Source organism: Rhodopseudomonas palustris, assembly GCF_013415845.1.
Taxonomy (GTDB): domain Bacteria; phylum Pseudomonadota; class Alphaproteobacteria; order Rhizobiales; family Xanthobacteraceae; genus Rhodopseudomonas; species Rhodopseudomonas palustris_F.
In genome coordinates this window covers 4,065,878-4,087,383 of sequence record NZ_CP058907.1, presented here as the reverse complement: position 1 = coordinate 4,087,383, position 21,506 = coordinate 4,065,878, and the positions used below count along the sequence as shown (strand labels likewise).

19 protein-coding genes are annotated in these 21,506 nt (G+C 64.4%); 10 read left to right on the top strand and 9 right to left on the bottom strand.

Annotated features, from left to right (window positions below; translation table 11 throughout):
• Positions 1 to 101 precede the first annotated feature (101 nt).
• Positions 102 to 1,118: an LLM class flavin-dependent oxidoreductase gene (locus HZF03_RS18700; RefSeq protein ID WP_119019523.1), complete on the top strand. Its 1,017-nt coding sequence runs from the start codon at positions 102 to 104 to the stop codon at positions 1,116 to 1,118.
• Between the two features lie 67 nt (positions 1,119 to 1,185).
• On the opposite strand, the gene HZF03_RS18695 is transcribed toward HZF03_RS18700, so the two are convergent.
• The 3 genes from HZF03_RS18695 to HZF03_RS18685 are packed head-to-tail and all read right to left on the bottom strand — an operon-like array spanning position 1,186 to position 4,617.
• On the bottom strand, positions 1,186 to 1,914 hold the full coding sequence (locus HZF03_RS18695; protein ID WP_119019522.1) for a siderophore-interacting protein: 729 nt from the start codon (positions 1,912 to 1,914) through the stop codon (positions 1,186 to 1,188).
• A 16-nt stretch (positions 1,915 to 1,930) separates the two neighbouring features.
• On the bottom strand, positions 1,931 to 3,463 hold the full coding sequence (locus HZF03_RS18690) for a DHA2 family efflux MFS transporter permease subunit (RefSeq protein WP_119019521.1): 1,533 nt from the start codon (positions 3,461 to 3,463) through the stop codon (positions 1,931 to 1,933).
• Positions 3,460 to 4,617, bottom strand: a complete 1,158-nt coding sequence (locus HZF03_RS18685) for an HlyD/EmrA/EmrK family protein (RefSeq protein WP_234832308.1) — start codon at positions 4,615 to 4,617, stop codon at positions 3,460 to 3,462. The genes HZF03_RS18690 and HZF03_RS18685 overlap by 4 nt, the downstream gene beginning before the upstream one ends.
• A 171-nt stretch (positions 4,618 to 4,788) precedes the next feature.
• On the opposite strand from HZF03_RS18685, the gene HZF03_RS18680 reads away from it, so the two are divergent.
• Positions 4,789 to 5,388: a TetR/AcrR family transcriptional regulator gene (locus HZF03_RS18680; RefSeq protein ID WP_234832307.1), complete on the top strand. Its 600-nt coding sequence runs from the start codon at positions 4,789 to 4,791 to the stop codon at positions 5,386 to 5,388.
• A gap of 39 nt (positions 5,389 to 5,427) precedes the next feature.
• Here HZF03_RS18680 and HZF03_RS18675 read toward each other — a convergent pair whose 3' ends face one another.
• Both HZF03_RS18675 and HZF03_RS18670 read right to left on the bottom strand, forming a co-directional pair.
• Positions 5,428 to 6,270, bottom strand: a complete 843-nt coding sequence (locus HZF03_RS18675) for a prephenate dehydratase (protein WP_012497099.1) — start codon at positions 6,268 to 6,270, stop codon at positions 5,428 to 5,430.
• A gap of 71 nt (positions 6,271 to 6,341) precedes the next feature.
• Complete coding sequence (locus HZF03_RS18670) at positions 6,342 to 7,079, bottom strand: 3-deoxy-manno-octulosonate cytidylyltransferase (protein WP_012497098.1); 738 nt, start codon at positions 7,077 to 7,079, stop codon at positions 6,342 to 6,344.
• Positions 7,080 to 7,278: 199 nt separating this feature from the next.
• Between HZF03_RS18670 and HZF03_RS18665 the strand changes: the two genes are divergently transcribed.
• From HZF03_RS18665 to HZF03_RS18635, 7 genes are all read left to right on the top strand, one after another.
• Positions 7,279 to 7,833: a c-type cytochrome gene (locus HZF03_RS18665; protein ID WP_012497097.1), complete on the top strand. Its 555-nt coding sequence runs from the start codon at positions 7,279 to 7,281 to the stop codon at positions 7,831 to 7,833.
• A 212-nt stretch (positions 7,834 to 8,045) separates the two neighbouring features.
• Complete coding sequence (locus HZF03_RS18660) at positions 8,046 to 9,941, top strand: extracellular solute-binding protein (RefSeq protein ID WP_012497096.1); 1,896 nt, start codon at positions 8,046 to 8,048, stop codon at positions 9,939 to 9,941.
• A gap of 14 nt (positions 9,942 to 9,955) precedes the next feature.
• Positions 9,956 to 11,821 carry an extracellular solute-binding protein gene (locus HZF03_RS18655; protein WP_119019519.1) on the top strand — a complete coding sequence of 622 codons (1,866 nt, stop codon included), beginning with the start codon at positions 9,956 to 9,958 and terminating at the stop codon, positions 11,819 to 11,821.
• A gap of 1 nt (position 11,822) precedes the next feature.
• Entirely contained in the window at positions 11,823 to 12,932 is a 1,110-nt protein-coding gene (locus HZF03_RS18650) for a microcin C ABC transporter permease YejB (protein WP_011159229.1), read from the top strand.
• Positions 12,932 to 14,110: an ABC transporter permease gene (locus HZF03_RS18645; protein WP_011159228.1), complete on the top strand. Its 1,179-nt coding sequence runs from the start codon at positions 12,932 to 12,934 to the stop codon at positions 14,108 to 14,110. Before HZF03_RS18650 ends, HZF03_RS18645 begins: the two co-directional genes overlap by 1 nt.
• Positions 14,111 to 14,115: 5 nt before the next feature.
• On the top strand, positions 14,116 to 15,753 hold the full coding sequence (locus HZF03_RS18640; RefSeq protein WP_104512631.1) for an ABC transporter ATP-binding protein: 1,638 nt from the start codon (positions 14,116 to 14,118) through the stop codon (positions 15,751 to 15,753).
• A 7-nt stretch (positions 15,754 to 15,760) separates the two neighbouring features.
• The gene (locus HZF03_RS18635; protein ID WP_119019518.1) at positions 15,761 to 16,399 is read left to right on the top strand and encodes an NUDIX domain-containing protein; all 639 of its coding nucleotides are present in this window, start codon (positions 15,761 to 15,763) and stop codon (positions 16,397 to 16,399) included.
• Here HZF03_RS18635 and HZF03_RS18630 read toward each other — a convergent pair.
• Both HZF03_RS18630 and HZF03_RS18625 read right to left on the bottom strand, forming a co-directional pair.
• The gene (locus HZF03_RS18630) at positions 16,383 to 17,228 is read right to left on the bottom strand and encodes a C40 family peptidase (RefSeq protein ID WP_119019517.1); all 846 of its coding nucleotides are present in this window, start codon (positions 17,226 to 17,228) and stop codon (positions 16,383 to 16,385) included. The two genes, HZF03_RS18635 and HZF03_RS18630, sit on opposite strands and share 17 nt — an antisense overlap.
• Positions 17,221 to 18,603 carry a leucyl aminopeptidase family protein gene (locus HZF03_RS18625; protein ID WP_119019516.1) on the bottom strand — a complete coding sequence of 461 codons (1,383 nt, stop codon included), beginning with the start codon at positions 18,601 to 18,603 and terminating at the stop codon, positions 17,221 to 17,223. The genes HZF03_RS18630 and HZF03_RS18625 overlap by 8 nt, the downstream gene beginning before the upstream one ends.
• Before the next feature lie 117 nt (positions 18,604 to 18,720).
• On the opposite strand from HZF03_RS18625, the gene HZF03_RS18620 reads away from it, so the two are divergent.
• Positions 18,721 to 19,515 (top strand): tetratricopeptide repeat protein, encoded by a 795-nt coding sequence (locus HZF03_RS18620; protein WP_119019515.1) that lies wholly within the window; start codon positions 18,721 to 18,723, stop codon positions 19,513 to 19,515.
• A 23-nt stretch (positions 19,516 to 19,538) separates the two neighbouring features.
• Here HZF03_RS18620 and HZF03_RS18615 read toward each other — a convergent pair whose 3' ends face one another.
• Positions 19,539 to 20,513 carry a type II secretion system F family protein gene (locus tag HZF03_RS18615; protein ID WP_119019514.1) on the bottom strand — a complete coding sequence of 325 codons (975 nt, stop codon included), beginning with the start codon at positions 20,511 to 20,513 and terminating at the stop codon, positions 19,539 to 19,541.
• 8 nt (positions 20,514 to 20,521) lie between these two features.
• Positions 20,522 to 21,496, bottom strand: a complete 975-nt coding sequence (locus tag HZF03_RS18610; RefSeq protein ID WP_012497089.1) for a type II secretion system F family protein — start codon at positions 21,494 to 21,496, stop codon at positions 20,522 to 20,524.
• Positions 21,497 to 21,506 lie beyond the last annotated feature (10 nt).

Sequence of the window (21,506 nt, the reverse complement as noted above, 5' to 3'; positions counted from 1 at the left end):
GGTGGTCATTCTGCCCACTGCCAGAGAAAGGGGCAGATGATCGTCGAATTGCCTAGCCCAATACCTTTGCGCCCGCCTCGGTAGCGCACTAGGTTATGTAGATGCTGCCACTCTCGATCCTCGATCTGTCCGTCGTCACCACCGGCACACCGCCGGCGGCGTCATTGCGCAACTCGATCGACCTTGCGCGCCACGCGGATTCGCTGGGCTATGTGCGCTACTGGCTGGCCGAGCATCACAATCTTCCTTCGGTCGCCAGTCCCGCGCCCGAAATCATGATTGGGCAGATCGCGGCGGTGACCGAACGCATTCGCGTCGGCTCCGGTGGCGTGATGCTGCCGAACCACGCGCCGCTGGTCGTGGCGGAACGCTTCAAGATGCTTGAAGCGCTGTTCCCCGGTCGGATCGATCTCGGTATCGGCCGCGCGCCGGGCACCGACCAGGCGACGATGCACGCGTTGCGCCGCCGGCTCGATGGCCGTGAGGGCGACGATTTTCTGGAGCGGCTGCAAGAGCTGACGCTGTGGGAGACGCGCGGCTTTCCGCCGGGCCATCCGTACAACAACGTCGTCGCGATGCCCGACGATACGCCGCTGCCACCGATCTGGCTGCTCGGCTCCAGCGACTACAGTTCCGAGCTCGCCGCGCAGGTCGGTATGGGCTTCGCGTTCGCGCATCACTTCGCTTCGCACGATGCGGTCGAGGCACTGACGCATTATCGCAGCAACTTCCGTCCGACGCGCTGGCGGTCGACGCCACACGGTATTTTGGCCGTCGCCGCCGTTGTCGCCGCCACCGATGAGGAAGCGGAGCGGCTGGCGAGTTCGATGGATCTCAGTCGCCTGCTACGCGACCGTGGCCGCTACGTGCCGCTGCCAAGTGTCGAGGAAGCTCTGTCTTATTCGTACACTGAAGCCGACCGTGCCTCGATCGCGCGTAATCGCTCGCGGCTGTTCGTCGGCAGTCCGGCGACGGTTCGGCAGGCGCTGCAGCCGCTGATTAACGCAAGCCGTGCCGACGAACTGATGGTGATCACCGCGGTGTATGACCACGATGCGCGCAAGCGGTCCTACAGCTTGCTGGCCGACGCGTTCGAGCTGCAGAAAGTGGCAGCTTAGCCGAAGAACTTAGTAAGACGGGATGGCTTCGCGAAGAGTGCTCAGGTTCTCTTCGCAGCCCGGCGTTCTAGTCCCGCTCGCGGTGATCCGCCGAGCCGAGCTTCCAGTAGCCGGCCGATTCGATGGCGGGATGGATGATGCCGCGGTCCAGCAGCAAGTGGCTTCGGATCGATCGCATCATCGACGACTCGCCTGCAATCCAGGCCTGACAGTTTGCTGTTTCAAGGGGCGCGGTCTTCAGGGCGCGCTCGATCAGTCCGGTGGTGCCCGGAATAAACGTGCCGGAATGCAACCACGTGATCGTCTGATTGGGGCGGGGCGCGAGATAGCTTTCCTCGGCGGTGTCTGCGACTTCGAGGAAAGCTTCGGCCTGGCAGCCCTCCGGTAGCGCTTCCAGAATGGCGGCGATGGCTGGAAGCGCGGTCGCGTCGCCGGCCAGGATGTAGTTTGCGACGCCGGCGTCGATCATGTGGCCCGAGCGCGGGCCACCGACATCGAGGCGATCGCCACGTCTTGCGCGGCGCGCCCAGCGGGACGCCGGCCCGTCGTCACCGTGCAGCACGACATCGAAGGCGATCCGCCCGGAGGGGCGGTCGAACTGGCGGATCGTGTAGGCTCGGCCCGCGCGCACTTCGTTGTCGGCTGTTGGGACGAACACCTTCATCCATTGGCCCGGCAGGTTGATCCCCAGCAAGGGGAGAGACTCGCCGACGATGCTGATCCGTCGCATCCGCGGCGTGATGTCGACGATATCGACGACCTCGGTCTGATGAAGCGTTCTGTTGTTTCGCAGCATATGCACGAGAGCACCTTCAGGTTGATTGTTTCGGTCCGCGTGCGAGCCAGATGATGCCGAGCGCAGCAGCGAACGCGAAAGCAGAGACGTAGAAGAAGTCGTTCAGCGACAGCATGCGCGCCTGAACGTCGATCTGTTGATTGATCACCGTCCAGGACTGCTGTTCGGTCAGGCCGGTGCTCCGTAACTGATTGATCGCCGTCGCGGCTCGACCGCTCAGCTCCGTCACGGCATCGACCAGGTGATTGCGATGGAAGCGCGCGCGTTCGTCCCAGAACGTCTGGGCGATCGATGCGCACAGGCTGCCGGCCATCATGCGGATTGCGGTCTGTAGGCCGGAGGCGGACGCGAGTTTGTCGGGCGGCAGTCCGGCCAGCGACAGGCTCACCACCGGCGTGAGGAAGAACGCGATGCCGATGCCTTGCGCGAGATGGATCAGCGCAACGTCCGCGACGGTCACGCCGGTCGTCATCGTCGAACGCCACAGCGCCACCAGCGCCCAGGCGGCGAAGGCTATGCTGGCATAGAGGCGCGGCCCGTGGGTCGCCACCCAGCGGCCGAGAAACGGCGCCAGCACGATTCCGAATGCCCCCATGGGAGCGGTCGCGACGCCGGCCCAGGTCGAGCTGTAGCCGAGATCCGTCTGCAGCCACAGCGGCACGAGAACGAGTGCCGCGAAGTACAGACCGAAGCCGACCGCGACGCTCAGCGTGCCGATCGCGAAGTTGCGAAATTCGAACAGGCGCAGATCCACGATCGGGTGAGCTTCGCCGAGTTCCCAGACCACCAAGAGAAAGAAGCCGACCACCGAGATCGTCGCGGTGGCACAGATCAGCGGCGACGCAAACCAGTCGAGCGTGCGGCCGCGATCGAAGGTGACCTGAAGGCAGCCCACCGCGATCGCCAACAGGGCGAGGCCCACGACATCGACTGGTAGCCGGACCGTCGGCGTATCCTTGCCCCGGAGCAGGATTCCGGCCGAGATCACCACGAAGACGCCGACCGGTGCGTTGATCAGGAAGATCCACGGCCAGGAGAATTGGTCGGTGATCCAGCCGCCCAGCATCGGGCCGGCGACCGGCCCCGCCATGTTGGTCATCGCCCACATCGCCACTGCGAAGGTGCGCTTCTCAGGCGGAAACACCGCGACGAGCAGGGCTTGGCTGAGTGGCACGATCGGACCTGCCACCGCGCCCTGCAGGACGCGGGCGATCAGCAGCGTTTCGAACGTCGGCGCCAGCCCGCACAGGATCGAGGCGAGCGTGAAGGCGGCGACTGAGCCAGCGAACAGCCGCGCCTGGCCGAAGCGGCGGCCGAGCCAGCCGGTCAACGGAATGCAAATCGCATTCGAGATAGCGAAGAACGTAATTGTCCATTCGCCTTCTTCCGGGCTGACGCCGAGGTTGCCGGAGATCGTCGGCACCGACACATTGGCAACCGTGATATCGACCACAGCCATGAAGGAGGCGAGGCCGAATGTCACTGCGGCCAGCGAGCGGGGCACGCCCACCAGTGGCGTGATCGGTTGCTTTGCTTGAGACGCAGTCATCGGTCCGCTCCGATGTTGTCGGCGATGACTTGCCGGACCACGGCGTCGGCGGCTGCCGCCCGGGCGTCGTGGATTGCGGACTGCTCTTGCCGCTTCGCGGGCGCCGCCGTGGAATCACAGGTCCTGGTGTCAACCTCCACTTCGGCCGACATGCCGATCCGCAGCGGATGCTGGAGCAGTTCGGAGGGATCGAGGCTGATCCTCACAGGAGCCCGCTGCACCACTTTGATCCAGTTGCCGGTGGCGTTCTGCGCCGGCAGCAAGGCGAAGGCTGCACCGGTGCCGGCCTCGATGCCCCGGACTGTGCCGTGGTATGTTATCGACCGGCCATAGATGTCGGCCGTCACCTTGGCAGGCTGTCCGGCGCAGACGCCTTGCAGCTGAATCTCCTTGAAGTTCGCGTCGACCCACAGCCGGTCGAGCGGGACGACCGTCATCATCTTTTCGCCCGGGCCGACGCGGCGGCCGAGTTGAATGGAGCGCTGCGCGACCATGCCGGACACCGGCGCGGTGATCCTGGTCCGTTCGATCGCCAGTGCTGCGGCGCGGACGCGTTCGGCTGCGACTTGCACCGGCGGATTCGACGCCAGCGTGGAGTTGTTGACGAGCGCCAGCGCCTGAGCGCGCGCCTGCTGCGCCGAAGCGAGCGCCGCCTGTGCGGCACTGAGTGCGTCACTGGCGTGGCGAAGACTCTCGCGTGACACTGCGCCGCTGCTGATCAGCGTCTGCTTGACGTTGAGGTCGCCCTGCGCCTTGTTGAATTCGGCGAGGCGGAGATGGACGTCCGCGTCGGAACGGGCGTCGCTGGCAAACAAGCCGCGGACGTTGCGGACGGCCTGCGCGAGTTCCGCCTTGGCGCTGGCGAGTTCGATCCGTGCATCGGTGGAATCGAGTTCGACCAGGACATCGCCGGCCGCGACCCAATCGGTGTTGTCGGCGAGGATGCGCGTCACGGCGCCGGACATTTCCGAGGTGATCTGTACCAACTGGCCGCCGACATAGGCGTCGTCGGTGTGGCGTAGTGCGGGGTCGGACAAATAAGCCCAGGCGCCTGCAGCGACGGCGGTCGTGGCCAACAGGATGCCGAACCACGCCAGCCGCTTGCGGCGGACGGCGCGTGGATCTGCAGGTGTTGTCGGGGTGGTCGTGGTCATGCGTTGGTCCGGTCGAGCCATCGGACACAGCCCGGCGCTGGCCGGAACGGTCGGCGACGCGGTCGATGGCAATTATTAACTTGCGCTTCGATAACGAATGCAAAAATATGAGTGAAAGCTCACAAACGCTACTCGCATTGGGTTATGGCCAGGAAAAGCTCGAAGAACCGCATGGAGCCGCGTAAAAGGCCGGCTCAGGCGCGGTCCGCCGAAACCGTCGCGGCGATCGTCGAAGCCGCTGCTCGCATTTTGGAGGACAAGGGATTTCGGGGGTACAACACCAACGACGTCGCGGCGCGCGCTGGCGTGAGCATCGGTTCGTTGTATCAGTACTTCCCGAATAAGGATGCGATTACCAAGGCTCTGCTCCGCCGCGAGACCGAGCCGCTAAGCGCGGCGCTTGAGCAGGTCGGCGACGCGCCGTCGCTGGCCGAGGGGTTACGCCATTTCATCCACGCGGCAGTGGCGCATCAGTTGCGGCGGCCTGTATTGGCCCGGTTGCTGGATTTCGAGGAGGCCCGGCTGCCGCTCCAGGCCGAAGTCGGCGCCCTCGGGGACGTCGGCGCCAAGGCGCTCGCGCGGCTGCTGGCGCGGCACGGTGCCGGGCGAGGCGCCGCCGCGCGGACGGCGAGCCGCGACCTGTTTGCGATGGCCAGAGGGATGATCGATGCAGCGGGCGAGCGCGGCGAGACCGATGCTCGCGGCCTTGAAACGCGTGTGGCCGCGGCGATGTCCGGCTATCTTGAGCGAATGAAGATCATCGACCTGTGATCGGTCGATGATCTTCGTCACAAACGCCGAGACGCTAAGTCAGCGCTCGCTGAATGTCGCGCGGAACGGGTGGCCCGGATAGACGCCGACGATGCGGAATTCGCGGGAGAAGAACTTCAGCTCGTCGAGCGCGAAGGCGAGGTTGCGATCCTCGGGATGGCCTTCGACATCGGCGTAAAACTGCGTCGCAAAGAAATTGCCGTCGACCATGTAGCTTTCGAGCTTGGTCATGTTGACGCCGTTGGTGGCGAAACCGCCGAGCGCCTTGTAGAGCGCGGCCGGCAGGTTGCGCACCCGGAAGACAAAAGTGGTGACGAGCTTGCCGGAGCCTTGCGCCGCCCAGCGCGGCTCGCGTGCCAGCACGACGAAGCGGGTGGTGTTGTGTGCCTCGTCCTCGATGTCCTCGGCCAGGATGTCGAGACCATAGATCTTCGCCGCCAGCCGCGACGAGATCGCCGCGCAGGTCTTGTCGCCGCGTTCGGCGATGATCCGTGCCGAGCCGGCGGTGTCGCCGGCGACGATCGGCTTCAGTCCGAACTTGCGGATGATGCGGCGGCACTGGCCGAGCGCATGGACGTGGCTTTCGACCGTCTTGATGTCTTCGAGCTTTGCGCCGGGCACCGCCACGAGCTGATGCCGGATCGGCAGGAACCACTCGCCGACGATGAACAGCTTCGAAGTCGGCAGCAGATGATGGATATCGGCGACACGGCCGGCGACCGAGTTCTCGATCGGGATCATGCCGAGATCGGCTTCACCGGAGGAGATCGCGCTCAGCGCGTCCTCGAAGGTGGCGCAAGGCATCGCCTCGGCGGTGGGATAGGCGTCGCTGATCGCGATGTGGGAATTGGCGCCGGGTTCGCCCTGGAATGCGATTTTCATGGTCTGATCTTCGTCGTCCTTTGTCTGGCGCGCCTTCTAGCAGTCGCAGCGGTTTTCGCCAGAGGGCGGGGTCAGCCGCCGAGCACGCGCCGTGCGGTCTCGAGATCTGCCGGCGTATCGACCCCGCGGGGCACGGTGTCGACGATGCCGACGTCGATCCGCATCCCGGCCTCTAGCGCACGGAGCTGTTCGAGCTTCTCGCGCAGCTCGAGTGGGGAAGGGGGCAGTGCCACGAACCGCTCTAGGGCGGCGCGGCGGTAGCCGTACAGGCCGATATGATGGTAGCGCGGTCCGTCGCCCCATGGGGCGGTCGCGCGGGTGAAATACAGCGCCCGCAGCCGGTCCGCGGCGAGCGGCGAGCCGATCACCTTCACCACGTTCGGATTGGTGGCCTCTTCCTCGGTGTGGATCTCGGCCGCCAACGTGGCGATGTCGACGGCCGGGTCGGCGAGCGGCCCCAGCACCGCGCCGATCTGCTCGGGGCGGATGGTCGGGAAATCGCCCTGCAGGTTGATCACGGTTTCGATCTTGCGGTCCGGGTCCAGCGTCTGCAGGGCCTCGAAGATGCGGTCCGATCCGGAGGGATGGTCGGCGCGGGTCATCACCACCTCGCCGCCATGGGCGGTCACCGCGGCGGCGATCTCCGGTGCATCGGTTGCTACCGCCACCCGTCCGATTTCCGCCGCCTGGGCCCGGCGCAGCACCTGCACCACCATCGGCAGCCCAGCGATGTCGAGCAGCGGTTTGCCGGGCAGCCGCGTAGCGGCCATCCGGGCAGGGATTAGAACCAGAGTGGCTGGAGATGTCATGAGAGGATCGCTTGCAGCGGATGATGCACCGCAGCGAATGCCGGAACTGGTATCAGGCTGCCCGAAGCGACGCGTGTGAGGCGTTTATACGGGTTGCCAGCGCGGGGGCAAACCGATATCTCATCCCGACTAAAGTCAAGTTGAGAATGCCTCCGATGAACAGGTCCGGGCGCGGGCTGGTTCGGAAACGCGAGCGAAAATGGATACTTTCGAACTCAACAAAATTGTCGGCGCGATCTTCGGGACCTTGCTGATCCTGCTGCTGTCCAATTTCACCGCCCAGGCGATCTTCTCTCCGACCAAGCCTGAAAAACAGGGCTATGCCATCGTAGTGAAGGAAGCCGAGCCGGCGCAGGCGAAGGATGCTGCGCCGAAGGCGGACGAGCCGATCGAGAAGCTGCTGCAGACCGCCTCGGTCGATCAGGGCTCCAAGGTCGCCAAGAAGTGCGCGGCCTGCCACACCTTCGAGAAGGACGGCCCGAACCGCGTCGGCCCGAACCTCTACGGCATCGTCGGCGACCATCGCGGCGAAGGCCGAAACGGTTTCAATTTCTCGGCTGCGATGAAGGCCAAGGGCGGCGCCTGGACGTTCGACGAGCTCAACAAGTTCCTTGCGAACCCGAAGGGCTACATTCCGGGCACCGCGATGAGCTTCGCCGGCGTCCCGAACGACAAGGAACGGGCCGACCTGATCGCCTATCTCAACAAGAATTCCGACAAGCCCGAGGCGCTGCCGGCGACGGCCGAGAAGTAACGATTTTCCAAGACTGGGACGTTGAACGGCCGGGATTTTCCCGGCCGTTTTGTTTTGCGAAACCGGTGCGGATTAAACATCGGTAACCGGGACCTTTCGCCGCAAGTCGGCCGTGCGTGGGGTGTTATCCTCCGCCAAAATCGCCATAATCGGACGAATCCTCGGACAGTCCGGTCTGGGCGAAGACCGCAGCGAACAGGGATTTCAGTATCGTGACGTTGACCCGACGACATCTTCTGCAGGGCGGCTTGTTGGCCGCAGCGACCCCGGCTTTGAGCTTCAGCCCCGGCCTGTTTGGGGCGAGCGCGGCGCGCGCCGAAACCGCGGTCGATGGGGCGGCATGGCGCCACGGTCTGTCGCTGTTCGGGGAGCTGAAATATCCGGCCGGCTTCGCGCAGTTCGATTATGTGAATCCGAAAGCACCGAAGGGCGGTGCCGCGCGGCAGATCGCGCTAGGCACCTTCGACAATTTCAATCTCGCGGTCGCCGGCGTGAAAGGTAACATCGCCGGGCCGGTGGGGTATCTCTACGAAACCCTGATGACGCCGTCGCAGGACGAGGTCGGCACCGAATACGGCTTGCTCGCCGAGGGCGCTGCGCATCCCGACGATTTTTCCTGGGTGATCTATCGCGTGCGCAAGGAAGCGCGCTGGAACGACGGCAAGCCGGTCACGGCCGACGACGTCGTCTTTTCGTTCGATGCGCTGAAGAAATACAGCCCACGCTACGCCTCGTATTATCGTCACGTCGTCAAGGCCGAGAAGGTCGGCGAGCGCGACGTCCGCTTCACCTTCGATGCGCCGGGCAACCGCGAACTGCCGACCATCGTCGGCGAGTTGATGGTGCTGCCGAAGCATTGGTGGGAGGGCACTGACGCCCAGGGGCGCAAGCGCGACGTCTCGGCAACAACGCTGGAGCCGCCGCTCGGCTCGGCGCCCTACAAGATCAAGGACTTCGTCGCCGGCCGTTCGATCGTGCTGGAGCGCGTGAAGGACTATTGGGGCGAGAAGCTGCCGGTGCGGATCGGCCAGAACAATTTCGACGAGCTGCGGTTCGAGTACTTCCGTGACAACACCGTCGCACTGGAGGCCTTCAAGGCCGACCAGGCCGACTGGATCATGGAGAACTCCGCCAAGCAGTGGGCGACCGCCTACGACTTTCCCGCGGTGAACGACAAGCGTGTTGTCAAAGAAGAATTCCCGATCAACGATTCGGGACGGATGCAGGCGTTCGTGCTGAATACCCGCCGCGAGATGTTCAAGGATCCGCGGGTCCGGCGCGCGTTCAACTACGCGTTCGATTTCGAAGAGATGAACAAGCAGCTGTTCTATGGACAGTACAAGCGGATCGCGAGCTTCTTCGAAGGCACCGAGCTCGCCTCCAGCGGACTGCCTGAAGGGCAGGAACTGGCGCTGCTCGAAACCGTGCGCGACAAGGTGCCAGCCGAACTGTTCACGCAGCCCTATACCAATCCAGTCGGCGGCAACCCGGAGGCGGTACGCGCCAATCTCCGTGAGGCGATCAAGCTGGTGAAAGAGGCCGGCTTCGACATCAAGGATCGCAAACTGGTCGATCCGTCCGGCAAGCCGGTCGCTGTCGAGATCCTGGTGCAGGACCCGTCGTCGGAGCGGATTGCGCTGTTCTACAAGCCGTCGCTGGAGCGGCTCGGCGTCACCGTCTCGATCCGCGTGGTCGACGACGCGCAGTATCAGAATCGGATTCGCGCGTTCGATTTCGACATCATCACCGACCTGTGGGGCCAGTCGCTGTCGCCCGGTAATGAACAGCGCGATTATTGGGGATCACAGGCGGCCAATGAGCAGGGCTCGCACAACACCATCGGCATCAAGAATCCGGCCGTCGATGAGCTGATCGAAAAGGTGATCTACGCCAAGGACCGGCCCTCGTTGATTGCGGCGACGCGAGCGCTCGACCGCGTGCTGCTGTGGAACTTCTATGTCGTCCCACAATTCACCTACGGCTTCATGCGCTACGCGCGCTGGGACCGGTTTGGGCACGCGCCGCTGCCGAAATACGCTCGCTCTGGTCTGCCGGCGTTGTGGTGGTACGACGCCGACAAGGCCGCCAATCTCGGCAAGCGCTCTTGAGGATTGCTTCGCTTATGGCGCAGCTTAACCGCCGCAACGTGCTCGCTCTCGGCGTCGGCGCGCTGGCTGCCACGCATCTCAGGGGCACCGCCGCCGCGGCCGAAGGCGAGACGATCGCCCACGGCATGTCGGCTTTCGGCGACCTGAAGTACCCGGCCGACTTCGCGCATTTCGACTATGTCGATCCGCGAACTCCAAAAGGCGGACTGTTCTCCACCATCCCTTCGGTTCGGGCGTTCAACCAGTCGTTTCAGACCTTCAATTCGCTCAATGCCTATATTCTCAAAGGGGACGGTGCCCAGGGCATGGGGCTGACCTTCGCGACGCTGATGGCGCGTGCCGGCGACGAGCCCGACGCGATGTACGGCTTCGCGGCCTCCAAAGTGGCGATCTCTGCCGACGGCCTGACCTATCGCTTCGCGATGCGGCCGGAAGCACGTTTCCACGACGGCAGCAAACTGACGGCGCGCGACGCCGCTTTCTCGCTGAACATCCTGAAGGCGAAGGGCCACCCGATCGTCACGCAACAAATGCGCGACTTCGTCGAGGCTGTGGCGACCGACGACGCGACGCTGGTGGTGACCTTCAAGCCGAAGCGCGGCCGCGACGTGCCGCTGTTTGTCGCCGGCCTGCCGCTGTTTTCGGAAACTTACTATTCGAAACAGCCGTTCGATGAATCCACCATGGATGTGCCGCTCGGGAGCGGGCCCTACAAGGTCGGACGGCTCGAATCTGGTCGCTACATCGAGTTCGATCGGGTCAAGGATTGGTGGGGCGCGAAGCTGCCGGTGAATGTCGGGGCTTACAATTTCGACACCGTTCGGTTCGAGTTCTATCGCGATCGCGACGTTGCGTTCGAAGGCTTCACCGGGCGCAGCTATCTGTTTCGCGAGGAGTTCACCTCGCGGATCTGGAACACCCGCTACGATTTCCCCGCGATCCATGACGGCCGCGTCAAGCGCGAGATCCTGCCGGACGACACCCCGTCGGGTGCGCAGGGCTGGTTCATCAACACCCGCCGCGACAAGTTCAAGGATCCGCGCGTCCGCGAGGCGCTCGGCTGCGCGTTCGATTTCGAGTGGACCAACAAGACCATCATGTACGGCACCTATGCGCGCACGGTGTCGCCATTCCAGAATTCCGACATGATGGCGGTAGGCGCGCCGTCGCCCGAAGAGTTGGCGCTGCTGGAGCCGTTCCGCGGCAAGGTGCTCGACGAAGTGTTCGGCACACCGTTCATGCCGCCCGCATCCGACGGCTCTGGACAGGACCGGGCGCTGCTGCGCCGGGGCGGGCAGCTGTTGAACGAGGCTGGCTTTCCGATCAAGAACGGCAAACGTCTGACGCCGCAGGGGGAGCCGTTCCGGGTCGAATTCCTGCTCGACGAGCCGGCATTCCAGCCGCACCATATGCCGTTCATCAAGAACCTCGGCACGCTCGGCATCGACGCCACGTTGAGGCTGGTCGATCCGGTGCAGCTGCGGGCGCGCCGTGACGATTTTGATTTCGATCTGACGATCGAGCGCTACAGCTTTTCGACCGTGCCGGGCGACGCGCTGCGCAACTTCTTCTCGTCGCAGGCGGCAGCCACCAAGGGCTCGAACAATCTCGCCGGCATTTCCGATCCGGCCATCGATGCGATGATCGATCAGGTGATCGCGGCCGACACCCGCACCAAGCTGGTCGTTGCGGCGCGCGCTCTCGATCGGCTGATCCGGGCTGGCCGTTATTGGGTGCCGCAATGGTACTCGGCCTCGCACCGGCTGGCCTATTGGGACGTGTTCTCCCATCCGCCGAGTCTGCCGAAATACGCCGGCGTCGGCGTGCCGGAGCTGTGGTGGGCGACCGCCCCTGCGGCACCCGCCGGCCAAGGGAAATAGCATGGCCGCCTATATCGCCCGCCGCATCCTGCTGATGTTTCCCACGCTGCTCGGGATTCTGTTCGTTTCGTTCGTCGTGGTGCAGTTCGCGCCCGGCGGTCCCGTCGAACGGGTGATCGCGCAGATCTCCGGCGCCGACACCGGCGCGTCGTCACGCATCTCCGGTTCTTCCGGCGGCGACTTCGGCGCGCGGCCGCAAGCGGCCGGCGCGGCGGAGGCAGTGAACTCGAAATATCGCGGCGCTCAGGGGCTCGACCCCGAATTCGTCAAGAGCCTGGAGAAGCAATTCGGCTTCGATAAGCCGGCGCCGGAACGCTTCGCGATCATGCTGTGGAATTTCGCGCGGTTCGATTTCGGCAAGAGCTATTTCCGCGACGTCAGCGTGCTGCAACTGATCAAGGAGAAGCTGCCGGTCTCGATGTCGCTCGGGATCTGGATGACGCTCCTGACCTACCTGATCTCGATTCCGCTCGGCATTCGCAAGGCGGTGCAGGACGGCTCCAAATTCGACACCTGGACCTCGGCGGTGATCATCGTCGGCTTCGCGATCCCAGGCTTCCTGTTCGCGATCCTGTTGATCATCCTGTTCGCCGGCGGCTCCTTCTTCAGCTGGTTTCCGCTCCGCGGCCTGACCTCCGATGGCTGGAGCCAGTTTCCATGGTACTGGAAGATCCTCGACTATTTCTGGCACCTCACATTGCCGCTGATCTCGATGGCGCTGGGGGCCTTCGCCACCATGACGCTGTTGACCAAGAATTCGTTCTTGGACGAGATCCGTAAGCAATACGTCATGACTGCGCGCGCCAAGGGGTGCAGCGAGACCCAGGTGCTGTACGGGCACGTGTTCCGCAACGCCATGCTGATCGTGATCGCCGGCTTCCCTGGCGCCTTCATCCACGCGTTCTTCTCCGGCGCGCTGTTGATCGAGACCATCTTCTCGCTCGACGGGCTGGGCCTGCTCGGCTTCGAGAGCGTGCTCAACCGCGACTATCCGGTCGTGTTCGGTACACTGTTCATCTTTTCACTGGTGGGCCTGGTGGTGAACCTGATCTCCGATCTCACCTATATGTGGATCGATCCGCGGATCGACTTCGAGGCGCGGGACGTCTGATGACGCTGATCGCACGCGAGCCGATCGAAGCCACCACGCAGGCGCCCCTCGGCGAGGCGGTGCCGCCGACCCGAAACCGCTTGTCGCTGTCGCCGCTGAACAAGCGGCGCTGGCAGAACTTCAAAGCCAATCGTCGCGGCTATTGGTCGTTCTGGCTCTTTTTGGTGCTGTTCGGCGTCTCGCTGTTCGCCGAATTTATCGCCAACGACCGGCCGCTGCTGATCAAGCTCGACGGCCATTATTATTTCCCGGCGGTGGTGACCTATTCCGAGACCACATTCGGCGGTGACTTCGAGACGGCGGCGGACTATCGCGATCCGTTTTTGCAGAAGCTGATCGCCGACAAGGGCGGCACCGTGATCTGGGCGCCGATCCGCTATTCCTACGGGACCCACAATCTCGATCTGCCGACGCCGGCGCCGTCGAAGCCGACCTGGATGCTGACCGAGCAGGAATGTGCCGCAGTGGTCGCCAAGAAGGGCGTGAAGAGCTGCCGCGATCTCGAATACAACTGGCTCGGTACCGACGATCAGGGCCGCGACGTGGTCGCGCGGCTGATCTACGGCTTCCGGATCTCGATCCTGTTCGGCCTCAGTCTGACGATCATCTCGTCGGTCATCGGCGTCGCTGCTGGTGGCATCCAGGGCTATTTCGGCGGCTGGGTCGATCTCGGTTTCCAGCGCTTCATCGAAGTGTGGACCGCGATCCCGTCGCTGTATCTGCTGCTGATCCTGTCCTCGGTGCTGGTGCCCGGCTTCTTCGTGCTGCTCGGCATCCTGCTGCTGTTCAGTTGGGTGTCGTTGGTCGGTCTGGTGCGCGCCGAATTCCTGCGTGGACGCAATTTCGAATACATCACGGCGGCACGCGCGCTCGGCGTTTCCAACGCCAAAATCATGGTGCGGCACCTGCTGCCAAACGCAATGGTTGCGACCATGACGTTTCTGCCGTTCATCGTCTCTTCCTCGGTGATGACGCTGACCGCGCTCGACTTCCTCGGCTTCGGCCTGCCGCCAGGCTCGCCGTCGCTGGGTGAACTGCTGGCGCAGGGCAAGGCCAACGTTCAGGCGCCATGGCTCGGCTTCACCGGCTTCTTCGCGGTTGCCATCATGTTGTCGCTGCTGATCTTCATCGGCGAAGCCGTCCGCGATGCCTTCGACCCGCGCAAGACGTTCAGGTGAGCCGCATGGACGCGATCAACCAGCCTCTCCTGGATGTCTCCGACCTGTCGGTGGCGTTTCACCAGCCCAGCGGGACGACGACTGCCGTCGATCATGTGTCGTTCCGGATCAAGCGCGGCGAGTGCGTTGCACTGGTCGGCGAGTCCGGCTCGGGCAAGTCGGTCAGCGCGCTGTCGATCCTGAAGCTGCTGCCGTATCCGAGCGCGTCGCATCCGTCCGGCCATATCCGGTTCAAGGGGCACGAACTGCTCGGGATGTCCGAGCGCGAGATCCGCGGCATTCGTGGCAACGAGATCTCGATCGTGTTTCAGGAGCCGATGACCTCGCTCAATCCGCTGCACACGATCGAGGCCCAGATCGGCGAAATCCTGCAGTTGCACGGCGGTGTGCGCGGCGCCAAGGCACGGGCGCGGATCATCGAGTTGCTGACCCAGGTCGGCATCCCCGAGCCGGAGACACGTCTCGCCAGCTATCCGCATCAATTGTCCGGCGGGCAGCGCCAGCGCGTGATGATCGCGATGGCGCTCGCCAACGAGCCGGATCTGCTGATTGCCGACGAGCCGACCACGGCGCTCGACGTCACCGTGCAGGCGCAGATCCTGGCGCTGCTCGCCGACATCCGCGCGCGGCTTGGGATGAGCATGCTGTTCATCACCCACGATCTCGGCATCGTCCGTCGTATCGCTGATACCGTCTGCGTGATGCACACCGGCAAGATCGTCGAGCAGGGACCGGTCGAGCAGGTGTTCACCGATCCGCAGCATCCATACACCAAGGCGCTGCTTGCCGCCGAGCCGAAGCCCGACCCGGCGCCGCCGTGCCCCGATGCGCCGGTGGTGATCTCGACGAACGATCTCAAGGTCTGGTTTCCGATCCGCCGTGGCCTGCTGCGCAAGACCGTCGGCCATATCAAGGCGGTCGACGGCGTGACGCTGGCGATCCGCAAAGGCGAGACGCTCGGCGTGGTGGGCGAGTCCGGTTCGGGCAAGACAACGCTGGGACTGGCGCTGCTGCGGTTGATCTCGTCCGACGGGCCGATCGTGTTTCTCGGCAAGGATGTTCAGGGTCTGAAGTTCAAGCAGATGCTGCCGTTTCGCCGCGATATGCAGATCGTGTTTCAAGACCCGTTCGGAGCGCTCAGCCCGCGCATGTCGGTCGGCGACATCATTGCCGAGGGGCTCAGCGTGCATCAGCCGCAACTCGGCGAGGACGAGCGCGAGGCGCGTGTGATCAAGGCGCTGAAGGATGTCGGCCTCGATCCGGCGACGCGTTTCCGCTATCCGCACGAGTTCTCCGGCGGCCAGCGTCAGCGGATTTCGATCGCGCGCGCGGTGGTGCTGGAGCCGAACTTCGTCGTGCTCGACGAGCCGACCAGCGCGCTCGACATGCTGTTTCAGGCCCAGATGGTCGATTTGCTTCGCGAACTGCAGCGCAAGCGCGACCTGACCTACATGTTCATTTCCCATGATCTACGGGTGGTTGCCTCGCTTGCCAGTCATTTGATCGTCATGAAACAGGGCAAAGTGGTCGAGGAAGGCCCCGCAGGCGAGCTATTCAAGTCTCCGAAGACCGATTATACGCGGGCGCTGTTTGCCGCTGCGTTCCGGCTCGAGACCGCGCCCGGCGGCGCTGCGGCTCAATAGGTGTTTGATGAGCGAGAGTGACCAAACTGATCAGCTCGCGGACCGCGCGGCGAACGTCACCGTGTCGGCCCCTGAACTGATCGGGCAGGGGTTCATGGCGTACGAGCGCTTCGAGGTGTCGATCCGGCGCGACGGCGAGCCGCCGCTGTTGCAGCGCCGCGATGTGCTGCGTGCCAGCCGCGTCGCCGCCGTGGTCCCGATTGATCTGGCACGGGATTCGATTGTCCTGATCCGGCAGTTTCGTCTTCCTGCGCATCTCGCCACCGGGCGTGGCGATATGGTCGAGATCGTTGCCGGCCGGGTCGATCCGCACGAGAGCGATGCGGATGCTGCGCGGCGCGAATGTATCGAGGAAATCGGCGTGGCGCCGACGCAGCTCGTCGAACTCTATCGTGTCCTGCCGACGCCCGGCCTCACCGATGAGCAGGTCATTTTCTTTGTCGGCCACGTCGATTCCAGCGCGGTGCTGCAACGCGCCGGATTGGCGGAAGAAGACGAGGACACCGAGCCTTTCGTCGTCGCGATCGACGAGGCCCTGGCGGCGCTCAGCCGCGGCGCATTCACCAATGCGTTGCTGGTGACTGCCTTGCAGTGGCTGGCGCTCAACCGCGCACGGCTGCGCGAGTGTTTCAGCCGAGCCGCTTGATCGCAGTCAGCGGACTGCCGGCGGCTGCAATCCGCGCGATCGCCTCCCGCGTCGACTCGATCGCCGTTGCCATGTGATAAGCATTGGCGTGCACGATGCTGGCATGGTCGCGTGCGATCGCGACGTGGCCCTTCCAGAATAACAGATCCCCGCGCTTCAGCGCAGCCTGCTCGGCGAGCGGCACGGGCGCGCCAAGCGCGGCTTCCTGCATGTCGCTGTCGCGCGGTGCTGCGATCCCGCAGGCCGCCAGCGCGGTCTGCACCAGTCCCGAGCAATCGATGCCGAGGCTGCTGCGCCCACCCCACAGATAGGGGGTGCCGACGAAGCGCTCGGCGACGGCGACGAAATCCGCTTCGACGTCAACAAGTGGAGCGACGTGCTGGCGCGGCACGTACCAGCCTTCCTGCGTCACTGCGAAGTTCGCGTCCTCGCGCACGATCGCCAGCCGCGCGCCGAGCGGCAGCGTCTCGGCCGGCGGCAGTTTGATCGAGGGACCTTGGAACGCAAAGGTGCGTAGCGCCGTGACCTTGTGGGTCGGTTCTGCGGCGGGCCTGTACAGGGCGAGATCCGGCAGCCAGCCGACATAGCCGTCTGTCATCAGCTGACCCCAGGCCCAGCCTTCTTCGGTGCGGTCATACACCGTGACGCGCTCTCCCTTCAGCGCCTCGGTCTCGAGCATCGCGCCGGAAAACGGTTCGCGCCGCACCGGCGCCACGCCGTAGCTGACTTCGAACTCTTCGCCTTCGACGAACCGCGCTGCGGTGACTTGGCCTTCGAGATGCTTGGCAGCGAGGTCGGGCCGCGCCGGCGTCAGCCTTCGATCAGCCATAGCGCTCGCTCAACAACGCGAAGATCGCGCGCGCCGCCTGACATTCGCCGCCTTCGGGGCGACCGGGCTTGGCCTTCGGGGTCCAGCCGTAGATGTCGACATGCAGCCAGCTCTTGGCGGCTTCGACGAAGCGCTGCAGAAACAGGGCGCAGGTGATCGAGCCGGCGAATCCGCCGGACGGCGCGTTGTTGATGTTCGCGACTTTGGAGTCGAGCCACGAGTCGTACGGGGCCCACAGCGGCATCCGCCATAGCGGATCGTTCTCCGCGCGGGCGTGGCGCGCGACGTCGAGCGCCAGCGTCTCGTCGTTGGTGTAGTAGGGCGGCAGGTCCGGACCGAGCGCGACGCGGGCGGCGCCAGTCAACGTGCCGAGATCGATCAGCAGATCTGGCGCTTCCTCGTCCGCATAGGCCAGCGCGTCGGCGAGCACCAGCCGGCCTTCGGCATCGGTGTTGCCGATCTCGACGGTCGGCCCCTTGCGCGACGGGAAGATGTCGAGCGGCCGCATCGCGTTGCCGGCGACGGAGTTCTCGACCGCCGGGATCAGCACGCGCAGCCGCAGCTTCAACCCGGCATCCATGATCATCGAGGCCAGCGCCAGGACGTTGGCGGCGCCGCCCATGTCCTTCTTCATGATCAGCATCGCGCTCGACGGCTTCAGATCGAGGCCGCCGGTGTCGAAGCACACGCCCTTGCCGACCAGCGTGACCTTCGGATGGGACGGATCGCCCCAGGTGAGATCGATCAGCCGCGGCGCGCGGGTCGAGGCCATGCCGACGGCGCGGATCAGCGGGAAGTTCTGGGTGGCGAGCTCGTCACCGACGATGACGTTGATGCTCGCGCCGAAGCGCGTCGCCAGCGCGTCCACAGCGTCGGCGAGTTCGGCAGGGCCCATGTCGTTCGACGGGGTATTGATCAGATCGCGCGCGAGTGCCGCGGCTTCTGCTGTGCGGCTGATCGCGGCGGCATCGACGCTATCGGGCGGCACCAGCCGCACGGCCGGCGGCTCGGCCTTGCGATAGCGGCCGAACTTATAGGCGCCGAGCGCGAAGGCGAGGGCCGCGAGCCGCACATCGTGGGGCGCATTGGCGAACCGATAGACGCCGGCGGGCAGCAGCCCGGGCAGGGCGCCGGCACGGAATGGGTCGTGACCTTTCGCGTCCGGCTCGTCGAGACCGAACAGCACGTGGCCGATCTCGCCGTCCGAAGTCGGCAGCGCCAGAAATTGGCCGGGCTTGCCGCTATAGCCGCTCGCCGTTGCAAAGCGCTGGGCTGCCTCGGGCAGATCAGCCCGCACCGCATCCCAGCTTGATTTGGTGACGAACAGGATTGGCGTTGCGGACGGGGTGGGCTCGGTCTGGAAGATCGGGTGCATGCGTTGCGGCTCTTTCGAATCTTAAGGCGGCGCCGATAGCTGGGAGGATTAACCCAACATTAGGGTTAACGCTCTATTGCTGGGCCAGAATTTGTCGGCTTTGTGAGTAATGGTGCCATGCGCGACCTGCGTTGTCTTGCCCGGTTTGCCGCGTCCGCGGCGCTGACCGTCAGCGTGGCGGTGTCGCTCGCAGGTTGCAAGACCATGGGCATGGCCGATGTCACCGGCTCGCTCGGCGGGCGTAACGAGGCCTCGACCGATCCGAACCGCGCGGTCGAGATCGCCGGTGACCGCTACCGGTCACGTCCCAACGATCCCGACGCCGCGATTGCTTACGGCAACGCGCTCCGCGCGATCGGCCAGCGCGCTCAAGCCGTCGCGGTGCTGGAGAAGGCCTCGCTGGCCAATCCAAGCAACAAGGCGGTGCGGGCGGCCTACGGCCGCGCGCTCGCCGACAACGGCAATTTCCAATTGGCGTTCGATACGCTGTCGCGGGCGCACAGCCCTGACAATCCGGACTGGCGCATCTTATCGGTGCAGGGCACCGTGCTTGATCAGATGGGACGCAATGAGGATGCGCGGCGTTACTACGCCAGCGCGTTGCGGCTGGCGCCGGACGAGCCCTCGGTGCTGTCGAATCTCGGCATGTCTTATGTGCTGACCAAGGAGCTGCCGAAAGCGGAGCAGACACTGCGGCAGGCCTACGCGAACGGCCGGGCCGACTCGCGGGTGCGTCAAAACCTTGCGCTGGTGGTCGGCCTGCAGGGGCGCTACGCCGAAGCGGAGTCGATCGTTCGTGCCGATCTGCCGCCGGATGAGGCGGCCGCCAACGTCGCCTATCTCAAAGAGATGGTAAGCGGTCACGACACCGCGCGTGCGGCAGGCCGTGGCGTGCTGGCCTCAGGCCGCTAGCTGATCCCTTAAGCGGATGGTCCTTACTGCATCGCCGCGATGCGAATGCCGGTCGGGCCGAGGATCACCACGAACAGCACCGGCAGGAAGAACACGATCATCGGCACGGTGAGCTTGGGCGGCAGCGCCGCCGCCTTCTTCTCGGCCTCGTTCATCCGCATGTCGCGATTTTCTTGCGCCATCACCCGCAGGCTTTGACCGAGCGGCGTGCCGTAACGCTCTGACTGCTGCAGCGCCAAACAAACCGACTTTACGCCGTCGAGGCCGGTGCGCAGCGCCAGATTCTCGTAGGCCTGCTTGCGGTCCTGCAGATAGGACAGTTCGGCGGTCGTCAGGGTGAATTCTTCGGCGAGCGGGATCGACTGCGACCCGATTTCGATCGACACCCGGCGGAACGCGGTTTCGATCGACATGCCGGACTCGATGCAGATGAGCAGCAGGTCGAGTGCGTCGGGAAACGCTCGCTTGATGGACAATTGACGCTTCTGAATCGCGTTCTTCAGAAACAGCATCGGCGCCTGCATGCCGAAGAAGATCGCGGCGACGCACATGCCGATCTTGATCGTCAGCGGCTGGTCGAAATTCGCGATGACGAACACGTACAGCGCCGAGGCCGCGCCGAACGCGATCGGCATCACCATGCGGAAGAACAGGAAGGTGACGTAGGGCGCCTGGCCGCGGTAGCCGGCCATCACCAGCTTGTCGCGAGCGGATTCTTGCGCCAACCATTTGGCGAGGTTGAAGTCTTCCACCACGCGCGCCACGAATTTCTTCGGCGCTTGCCGTAGCGACACCTTCTCGGCTTTGGCAAGGCGATCCCGTTCGCGCTGCCGCAGGCGTTCGCGTTCACTGCCGACGGCCTTCATTCGCTTGGCCAGCGTCTCGCCTACGAAAAATGGAGTGACGAGGGTGTAGACCGTCGCGCTGGCAGCGATCGCCGCGAGCAGCGTCGCCATGAATCGCGCGTCGTGGAACTTCTCGATCAGAAAATCCAACATGGCCGCCCTCAGAAGTCGAAATTGATCATCTTCTTCATCACGAAGATGCCCGCCGACATCCACAGCGCCGAAGCCGCGAGTAGGATGCGACCGGTCGGATGTGTCCACAGCAGCGAGATGTAGTCTGGAGTGGTCACATAGACCAGCATCATCACGATGATCGGCAGCGAGCCAATGATTGCGGCTGATGCCTTGGCTTCCATCGACATCGCCTGGATCTTCTCGGCCATCTTCTTGCGATCGCGCAGCACCTTGGACAGGTTCCCGAGCGCTTCCGAGAGGTTGCCGCCCGATTTCTGCTGGATCGAGATCACGATGCCGAAAAAATTCGCTTCGGGAATCGGCATCCGCTCATACAGCCGGGCGCAGGCCTCGCCGATCGGCATGCCGATCGCCTGGGTTTCGATAATGGCGTTGAATTCGCTCCGCAGCGGCTCCGGTGAATCCGCGGCCACCATCTTGATCGAGTCGAACAACGGCAGGCCGGCCTTGATACCACGAACGATGATGTCGACCGCGTCGGGAAGGGCGGCAAGAAACCTCTTCTCACGGCGACGCTTGAGATAGCCGAGGGTCCAGCGCGGCAACCCGAAGCCGGCGGCGAAACCAAGACCGGCCGCGGCCGGCAGGCTGGCGCCCAAAATGATCGCGATGCCTAGCATGAAGATGCCGAGCGACGCCGAAACCACGCCGAACTTGCCGGGAGTCCAGTCGAGACCTGCCTGCGACAGCTTGGCGGTCAGCGGGACGTTCTTCTGCTTTTCGTTGCGGGTCTCGATCTCTTTGAGAGAGCCCTCGATCTGCTCGCGCCGCGACCGCTGCGTGCGATCGGCTTGACGCACCGTGGGCGTGGAGCGTGCGACGAAGGTCAGCCGCTGTTCGACAGTCTTTTCTCCGGACAGCAGCGGATAGACGAAAACCCATGCCACACCACCGACCGCGATGGCGGCAAAGAAGCCGAGTGCGAGCGTTTGCATTTCCATCGCACCGGCC